This window comes from Pseudacidovorax intermedius, from assembly GCF_001476815.1.
Taxonomy (GTDB): domain Bacteria; phylum Pseudomonadota; class Gammaproteobacteria; order Burkholderiales; family Burkholderiaceae_C; genus Xenophilus; species Xenophilus intermedius_A.
Genome location: NZ_LDSL01000077.1, coordinates 1 through 8,104, shown reverse-complemented (window position 1 = coordinate 8,104; position 8,104 = coordinate 1). Strand labels below are relative to the sequence as shown.

The window sequence follows — 8,104 nt, the reverse complement described above, 5'->3', positions numbered from 1 at the left end:
TCAAACGGCCGCGGAGCAGGCCAATGCCAGTGCACCCGCGGAACCGGCTTTGCCGGGCCGCGGGGTGCGCCCCCCTCCAAGCCGAAGGCGACAGAGAGGGGGGAGCCGCGAAGCGGCATGGGGGGTGTTCTCTCGTTCAGTTCCTGAACAAGTCGAGGATGCGGTTGCGCTCCTCGCCCACCGGCGCCGGCTCGCCCGTGCCGCCGCTTTCCATGCCCGGCACCACCACCGGCTCCACGCCCAGCGAGGTGACGCCGCGGCCGGGTGTGAACTCGTCGTAGTAGACCTCGCCGCCGATGCTGACCACGCCCGGCGGCGGCTGGATCTCGCTCACCGGCACGCCCTTGAGCGCCGTCTGCATGAAGCTGATCCAGATCGGCAGGCTCAGGCCGCCGCCGGTCTCGCGGTCGCCCAGCTTGCGCGGCGTGTCGTAGCCCATCCACACCACCGCCGTCAGCGTGGGCTGAAAGCCGGCGAACCAGGCGTCCAGCGAATCGTTGGTGGTGCCCGTCTTGCCGTACAGGTCCACCCGCTTGAGCGTGGCCTGCGCCTTGGCGGCGGTGCCGCCGCTGGCCACGGACTGCAGCAGGCTGTCCATGATGTAGGCGTTGCGCTGCGGGATGGCGCGCGAGGTCTCGCCCCGCAGCGGCGGCTGCACGTCCACCAGCACCCGGTCCTTGTGGTCGGTGATGCGGGTGATGAGGTAGGGATTGACGCGGTAGCCGCCGTTGGCGAACACCGAATAACCGGCCGCCATCTGCATCGGCGTGACCGAGCCCGCGCCCAGCGCCATGGGCAGGTAGGCCGGGTGCTTCTCGCGTTCGAAGCCGAAGTGCGTGATCCAGTCCTGCGCATAGCGGGTGCCGATGGATTGCAGCACGCGGATGGAGACCATGTTCTTGGACTTCATCAGCGCCCGGCGCAGCGGCATCGGCCCCTCGAAGTTGCCGTCGTAGTTCTTCGGCTCCCAGGGCTGGCCGCCGGTGGTGCCGGCGTCGAAGAACAGCGGGCCGTCGTTGACCACGGTGGTGGGCATGAAGCCCTTCTCCAGCGCCGCCGAGTAGATGAAGGGCTTGAAGCTGGAGCCCGGCTGCCGCCAGGCCTGGGTGACGTGGTTGAACTTGTTCTTGCCGAAGTCGAAGCCGCCGACCATGGCCTTGATGGCGCCGTCGCGCGGATCCATGGCGACGAAGGCGCCTTCCACTTCGGGCAGCTGGGTGATTTCCCAGCCACCCTTGGCCGTCTTCATCACGCGGATGACGGCGCCGCGGCGGATGCGCACGTTGGGCGCCGCCTTGTCCGACAGCCCCGACTGGGCCGGGCGCAGGCCCTCGCCGGCGATCTGCAGCACCTCGCCGCTGGAGCGCACGGCCGTCACTTCCTTGGCATTGGCCTTGAGCACCACGGCCGACATCACGTCGCCGTTGTCCGGATGCTCGGCCAGCACGTCGTCCACCGCCTCGTCCAGTTCCTTGGGGTCGGTGGGCAGGTCGACGAACTTCTCCGGGCCGCGGTAGATCTGCCGGCGCTCGTAGTCCATGATGCCGCGGCGTAGCGCGGTGTACGCCGCCGCCTGCTGCGAGGCGACCAGCGAGGTGTAGACCTTGAGGCCGCGGGTGTAGGTGCTGTCGCCGTACTGCGCGTACATCAGCTGGCGCACCGTCTCGGCCACGTATTCGGCATGCAGCCGCTCGGGGTCGTTGGCGTTGCGCAGGTGCAGGCGCTCGGCGCGGGCCTCCCTGGCCTGCGCCTCGGTGATGAAGCCGGCCTCGACCATGCGGTCGATCACGTAGAGCTGGCGCGCCCGGGCGCGCGACGGGTTGTTCACCGGGTTGTTGGCGCCGGGCGCCTTGGGCAGGCCGGCCAGCATGGCGGCCTCGGCGATGGTGATGTCCTGCAGCGGCTTGCCGAAGTACGACTCCGACGCGGCGGCGAAGCCGTAGGAGCGGTTGCCCAGGTAGATCTGGTTCAGGTAGATCTCGAGGATCTGGTCCTTGCTCAGCTGGTGCTCGAGCTTGAAGGCCAGCAGGATCTCGTAGATCTTGCGCGTCAGCGTCTTCTCGGAGCTGAGGTAGACGTTGCGCGCCACCTGCATCGAGATGGTGGAGGCGCCCTGGCTCTTCACCCGGTTGAGGTTGGCCAGGCCTGCACGCACCACGCCCTTGTAGTCCACGCCGCCGTGGTCGTAGAAGCGGGCGTCCTCGGCGGCCAGCACCGCCTCCTTCATCACCTTGGGCACGGTGGCGATGGGCGTCAGGTTGCGGCGCTCCTCGCCGAACTCGCCGATCTGGATGCCCTCGGCCGAGAAGACGCGCAGCGGCAGCTTGGGCCGGTAGTCCGCCAGTTCCGACACGTCGGGCAGGTTGGGGTAGGCCACCGCCAGCGCCACCGCCGCCACCAGCAGCACGGCGGCGACGGCGGCGCCGGCCAGCCCCAGCAGCCAGAGGACGATCCGCGTCGTCCAGCGCAGCCAGGTCGGGCGCGATGCCGGCTTGGGGTCGCGGGCGTCGCGGGGGGAAGGCGCGGGCGCGCGAGGGGAGGAGGGCATGGATCGTGCGGCGTGAGGGCGCGCGATTATAAAAACCGCACCCCTGGCACGGGGCTGGCTACACTCAAACGTTACTTTGTGTTGAGAATTCGTTTCTTCTGCAGCGTGTTCTTTTCGCAACTAATACCGAAATGGGGCAAAAAAGCGATGGACGGTGGTTTGTGGCTTACGAGCGGCGCTGCTAGCATCGAATCGCACGCATTTTTTGCCAAGTGTTACAAGCACCTCTACGGCTGAGCGTCCTCTGATGGCCCTTGGATCCTTTCTTCGTCGACAGCCGCAGCCCCTTCTCGGGCTGGACGTTTCCTCGTCCAGCGTGAAGCTGGTGGAACTCGAGCGCAACGCCGCCGGCAAGCTGGTGCTGCTGCGCTGTGCGATCGAGCCGCTCGAGCGCGGCTGGATCACGGACGGCAACGTCGAGAAGTTCGACGAGGTGGCCGAGGCCGTGCGCCGCGTGGTCCGCAAGAGCGGCACCAAGACCAAGAATGCCGCCCTGGCCCTGCCGCCCTCGGCCGTGATCACCAAGAAGGTGATCCTGCCCGCTGGCCTGAGCGAGCAGGAGCTGGAGGTGCAGGTCGAATCCGAGGCCAACCAGTACATCCCCTTCTCGCTCGACGAGGTCAGCCTGGACTTCTGCGTCATGGGCCCGAGCCCCGGCACGCCGGAGGACGTCGAAGTGCTGATCGCCGCCTCCCGCAAGGAAAAGGTGCAGGACCGCCAGGGCCTGGCCGAGGCCGCCGGCCTCAAGGCGGTGATCCTCGACGTCGAATCCTTCGCCTCGCGCCTGGCCGCCGCCCGCCTGATCGAACAGTTGCCCGGCGAGGGCCGCGACGCGGTGGTCGCCCTGTTCGAGGTGGGCGCCAGCACCACCAGCATGCAGGTGCTGCGCAACGACGAAGTGCTCTACGACCGCGACCAGGCCTTCGGCGGCGCCCAGCTCACCCAGCTGATCGTGCGGCAGTACGGCTTCTCGGTCGAGGAGGCCGAGGCCAAGAAGCGCAATGGCGACCTGCCCGAGGACTACGAGAACGCCGTGCTCAAGCCCTTCGTGGCCAGCATCGCGCAGGAGATCGCCCGGGCGCTGCAGTTCTTCTTCACCAGCACGCCGCACAACCGGGTGGACTACGTGCTGCTCGCGGGCGGCTCGGCCGGCCTGCCGGGGCTGACCCATGCGGTCACCCGTCAGACCTCCTTCGCCTGCTCGCTGCTCAATCCCTTCGAGGGCATGGAATTCGACTCGAACGTGCGCGCCAAGCGGCTGCAGCGCGAGTCCTCGTCCTATCTCACGGCATGCGGCCTGGCGATGCGGAGGTTCCTGCAGTGATCCTGATCAACCTGCTGCCGCACCGTGAGGCGGCGCGCAAACGGCGCAAGGAAAACTTCTACGCCTCGCTCGGCGCCGCAGCCCTGGCTGGCGGCCTGCTGGCCGGCATCGCCTTCCTGTACCTGCAGGCCCTGATGCTCGAGCAGGAGACGCGCAACAGCCTGCTGACCACCGAAAACCAGAAGCTGGACGCCGAGATCAAGGAGATCGCCACGCTGCAGGGCGAGATCGCCTCGCTGCGCGCGCGCCAGAAGTCGGTGGAAGACCTGCAGGCCGACCGCAACCTGCCGGTGCACCTGCTCAACGAGCTGGTGCGCCAGATGCCCGACGGCGTCTACCTGACCAGCATGAAGCAGGAGAACCAGACCGTCACGCTGCAGGGCGCTGCGCAGTCCAACGAGCGCGTGTCCGAACTGCTGCGCAACCTGGCCAACAGCAGCCCCTGGCTGACCAAGCCCGAGCTGGTGGAGATCACCGCCGGCACGGTGGCGCTCAGCCCGCGCGACCAGCGCCGGGTGGCCAACTTCACCCTGCGGGTCGCCGTGCGCCGTCCCGTCGAGGCGCAGAAGCCCGCCGCCGGCGCACCGGCCGCGACGACCACGGCGCCGGCCGCCGCGCCCAGGGGATGAAGAAGAACATGGCATCGCGCATTTCCTTGCCCCGCGCCGACCTCGGCGCCTCGCTGCGCGCGGCGGCGCGGCAGTTCCGCAACCTCGATCCCAACGACCCGTCCCGCTGGCCGGCCGTGCCGCGCTACGCGCTGTGCCTGGTCGTCGCCGCCGTGGTGGTGGTGGTGCTCTGGTTCGTCTGGCTCGGTGGCGTGGATGAGCAGTACCAGGCCGAACGCGACCGCGAGCAGGCCCTGCGCAACGACTACCGCACCAAGGTCGCCCGCGCCGTCAACCTCGAGCTGCTGAAGAAGCAGCGCGAGGAGGTGCAGCAGTACGTCACGGTGCTCGAGAAGCAGCTGCCCAGCAAGGCCGAGATGGACGCCCTGCTGTCGGACATCAACCAGGCCGGCCTGGGCCGCAGCCTGCAGTTCGAGCTGTTCCGCCCCGGCCAGGTCGAGGTGCGCGACTATTACGCCGAGCTGCCCATCGCCCTGCGCGTCACCGGTCGCTACCACGACATGGGCTCCTTTGCGGCCGACATCGCCAACCTGTCGCGCATCGTGACGCTGAACAACATGTCGATCGCGCCCCAGAAGGACAGCGGCAACCTCACGATGGATGCCACGGCCCGCACCTATCGCTACCTGGACGCCGACGAGCAGGCGGCCCAGCGCAAGGCCGCCACCGCGCAGAAGAAATGATGAAGAAGATCGGCTTCCTGCTGCCGTGCCTGGTGGCCTTCCTGCTCGCGGGCTGCTTCGGTGGTGACCAGGACGACCTGGTGCAGTGGATGCGCGACGAACGCGCTGCGGTGCGGCCGCGTGTCGAGCCCATTTCCGAGCCGAAGAAGTTCGTGCCGCAGCCCTACACCGGCGGCAATGCGCTCGAGCCGTTCGACAACCAGCGCCTGCTGCAGGTGCTGCGCCGCGACAGCGCCAGCCCGGCGATGGCGCGCAACGACCTGATCGCGCCGGAGCTCAACCGCCGCAAGGAGCCGCTGGAAGCCTTCCCGCTGGACGCCATGACCATGGTCGGCAGCCTGATGCGCGGCGGCCGCCGCGTGGCACTGGTGTCGGTGGACAAGCTGCTCTACCAGGTGCGGGTGGGCGACTACCTGGGACAGAACTACGGGCGCGTCATGCGCATTGACGAAACGGAGCTGTTCCTGCGCGAGATCGTGCAGGACGCCGCCGGTGAATGGATCGAGCGCACGGCGACGCTGCAGCTGCAAGAGAGGTCGAAATGAAGTCATTGGTCAGCACCCCCGCCCTGCGCTGGTTGCGACACGCGGGCATCGCGATGCTGTGCCTGGGAGGCATGGCACTGGCGCAGGCACAGAACGCCATCCAGGCGGTGACGAGCTCGGTGCAGTCCGGCTCCGAAGTGATCCGCGTCGATTTCAGCCGGCCCCTGGCCGCGCCGCCTGCCGGCTTCACCGTGCAGAACCCGGCGCGCATCGCGCTCGACTTTCCCAACACCAGCAACGTCTCCGGCCGCAACTCGGTGGAGTTCAACCAGGGCAACCTGCTGTCGGTGAACATGGTGCAGGCGGCCGAGCGCACGCGCATGGTGCTCAACCTGAAGCAGGCCGCGGCCTACCGCACGAGCATCCAGGGCAATTCGCTGTTGGTGGTCCTGGACCCGGCGCCGGGCCCGACACTGGCCGCGCCGCCCCTGCAGGCCTTCTCCGAGGACTTCAACCGCAACGGCCAGCCGCTGCGCGACATCGACTTCCGCACCGGCCCGGACAACACCGGCCGCGTGATCGTCGAGCTGGCCAACAACCAGGTCGGCGTCGACGTGCGCCAGCAGGGCCGCCAGCTGGTGGTCGAATTCACCCGCTCCACGCTGCCCGAGGGCCTGCGCCGCCGCCTGGACGTGACCGACTTCAACACGCCGGTCCAGTTCGTCAACGCCCAGCAGGTGGGCGACCGCGTGCGCATGACCATCGACGCCCGCGGCGACTGGGAGCACAGCGCCTACCAGAGCGACAACCAGTTCGTGGTCGAGGTGCGCGCCCGCAAGGTCGACCCGACCAAGCTGACGCAGGGCGCCGGCTACACCGGCGAGAAGCTGTCGCTGAACTTCCAGAACATCGATATCCGCTCGCTGCTGCAGGTCATTGCCGACTTCACCAACTTCAACATCGTCACCTCCGACTCGGTGACGGGCTCGCTCACGCTGCGCCTGAAGGACGTGCCGTGGGACCAGGCCCTGGACATCATCATGCAGGCCAAGAACCTGGGCATGCGCAAGAACGGCTCCGTGCTGTGGATCGCGCCCAAGGACGAGATCAACGCCAAGGAGAAGATGGAGTACGAGGCCAAGGCCGCCATCGAGAACCTGGAGCCGCTGCGCACCCAGGCCTTCCAGCTGAACTACACCAAGGCCATCGTGATCGCCCAGGGCCTGACCGGCACGGGCACCGCGGCCGGCGGCGGCGGCGCGGGCACGGCCACGCGCATCCTGAGCGCGCGCGGCAGCGTGATCGCCGAGGCGCGCACCAACCAGCTGTTCGTCTCCGACGTGCCGTCGAAGCTGCAGCAGGTGGCCGAACTGATCCAGAAGCTGGACGTGCCGGTGCGCCAGGTGATGATCGAGGCGCGCATCGTCGAAGCCACCGACACCTTCGGCAAGTCCCTGGGCGCGCGCCTGGGCGGCAGCGCCATCAACCGCCGCACGGCGCTGGGCACCTACCCGGTGCTGTCGGGCGGCAGTGCCAGCAGCACGAGCACCAACACCGGCGGCGTGACCACCACCACGTCCACCACGACGAGCCCGACGCTGAGCTTCGGTGCCGCGGCGATCAACAACTTCATCAACCTGCCGGCGGGCGACGCGGGCGGCACGGGCAATGCCGCGGGCGCCTTCACGCTGGCGTTGTTCAACTCCAGCTTCTCGCGCATGCTGAACCTGGAGATCTCGGCCCTGGAAGCCGACGGCAAGGGCCGCGTGATCTCCAGCCCGCGCGTCATCACCGCCGACCAGACCAAGGCGCTGATCGAGCAGGGTGAAGAGATTCCCTACCAGCAGGCCACGTCCAGCGGCGCCACCTCCATCTCGTTCCGCAAGGCCGTGCTGAAGCTGGAAGTGACGCCGCAGATTACGCCCGAGGGCAACATCATCCTGACGCTGGACGTGAACAAGGATTCCCGCGGCGTCAACACCTCGGCCGGCCCGGCCATCAACACCAAGCACGTGCAGACCGAGGTGCTGGTGGAGAACGGCGGCACGGTGGTGATCGGCGGCATCTTCGAGCTGACCGAGTCGAACGACGAGTCCCGCATCCCGGTGCTGGGCGAAGTGCCGGTGGTGGGCGCGCTGTTCCGCAAGCGCGACCGCGTGTCGAACAAGACCGAGATGCTGGTGTTCATCACGCCCAAGATGATCACCGACCGCAACGCCGCGCGTTGAGCGCGCGTGGGCGCCGCGTGCGCCGCGCCTCCTGGAGGGGGGGCGTCCATAAGAACCGTACTGGAGAAGGAATCCGTCCATGAGTTTCAAGAGTCTTCGGCCCCTCGCTTGGGTCGGCACCGCGGTGCTTTCCCTGGCGCTGGCCGCGTGCGGCGGCGGGGGTGGCGGCTGTCCCTTCTACACATCTGAGGCTGCCGACGAAGAGGA

At 68.2% G+C, this 8,104-nt stretch carries 6 protein-coding genes; 5 read left to right on the top strand and 1 reads right to left on the bottom strand.

The window, feature by feature from the left end; all coding sequences use genetic code 11:
• Window positions 1-136 precede the first annotated feature (136 nt).
• The gene (locus NS331_RS13435) at window positions 137-2,548 is read right to left on the bottom strand and encodes a penicillin-binding protein 1A (RefSeq protein WP_058642490.1); all 2,412 of its coding nucleotides are present in this window, start codon (window positions 2,546-2,548) and stop codon (window positions 137-139) included.
• A gap of 247 nt (window positions 2,549-2,795) precedes the next feature.
• On the opposite strand from NS331_RS13435, the gene NS331_RS13430 reads away from it, so the two are divergent.
• The 5 genes from NS331_RS13430 to NS331_RS13410 are packed head-to-tail and all read left to right on the top strand — an operon-like array spanning window position 2,796 to window position 7,897.
• On the top strand, window positions 2,796-3,872 hold the full coding sequence (locus tag NS331_RS13430) for a pilus assembly protein PilM (protein WP_440589386.1): 1,077 nt from the start codon (window positions 2,796-2,798) through the stop codon (window positions 3,870-3,872).
• Window positions 3,869-4,501, top strand: a complete 633-nt coding sequence (locus NS331_RS13425) for a PilN domain-containing protein (RefSeq protein ID WP_058642489.1) — start codon at window positions 3,869-3,871, stop codon at window positions 4,499-4,501. The genes NS331_RS13430 and NS331_RS13425 overlap by 4 nt, the downstream gene beginning before the upstream one ends.
• 8 nt (window positions 4,502-4,509) lie before the next feature.
• Window positions 4,510-5,184 carry a type IV pilus inner membrane component PilO gene (locus NS331_RS13420; protein WP_058642491.1) on the top strand — a complete coding sequence of 225 codons (675 nt, stop codon included), beginning with the start codon at window positions 4,510-4,512 and terminating at the stop codon, window positions 5,182-5,184.
• Window positions 5,184-5,729 carry a pilus assembly protein PilP gene (locus tag NS331_RS13415; RefSeq protein ID WP_058642488.1) on the top strand — a complete coding sequence of 182 codons (546 nt, stop codon included), beginning with the start codon at window positions 5,184-5,186 and terminating at the stop codon, window positions 5,727-5,729. Before NS331_RS13420 ends, NS331_RS13415 begins: the two co-directional genes overlap by 1 nt.
• A complete protein-coding gene (locus NS331_RS13410; protein WP_058642487.1) occupies window positions 5,726-7,897 on the top strand; it encodes a type IV pilus secretin PilQ in 2,172 nt (723 codons plus the stop codon). The genes NS331_RS13415 and NS331_RS13410 overlap by 4 nt, the downstream gene beginning before the upstream one ends.
• Window positions 7,898-8,104 lie beyond the last annotated feature (207 nt).

Coding starts and splice junctions, on each gene's coding strand:
- NS331_RS13435 (WP_058642490.1), bottom strand. CDS start 2,548: ATGCCCTCCTCCCCTCGCGCGCCCGCGCCTTCCCCCCGCGACGCCCGC.
- NS331_RS13430 (WP_440589386.1), top strand. CDS start 2,796: ATGGCCCTTGGATCCTTTCTTCGTCGACAGCCGCAGCCCCTTCTCGGG.
- NS331_RS13420 (WP_058642491.1), top strand. CDS start 4,510: ATGGCATCGCGCATTTCCTTGCCCCGCGCCGACCTCGGCGCCTCGCTG.
- NS331_RS13415 (WP_058642488.1), top strand. CDS start 5,184: ATGAAGAAGATCGGCTTCCTGCTGCCGTGCCTGGTGGCCTTCCTGCTC.
- NS331_RS13410 (WP_058642487.1), top strand. CDS start 5,726: ATGAAGTCATTGGTCAGCACCCCCGCCCTGCGCTGGTTGCGACACGCG.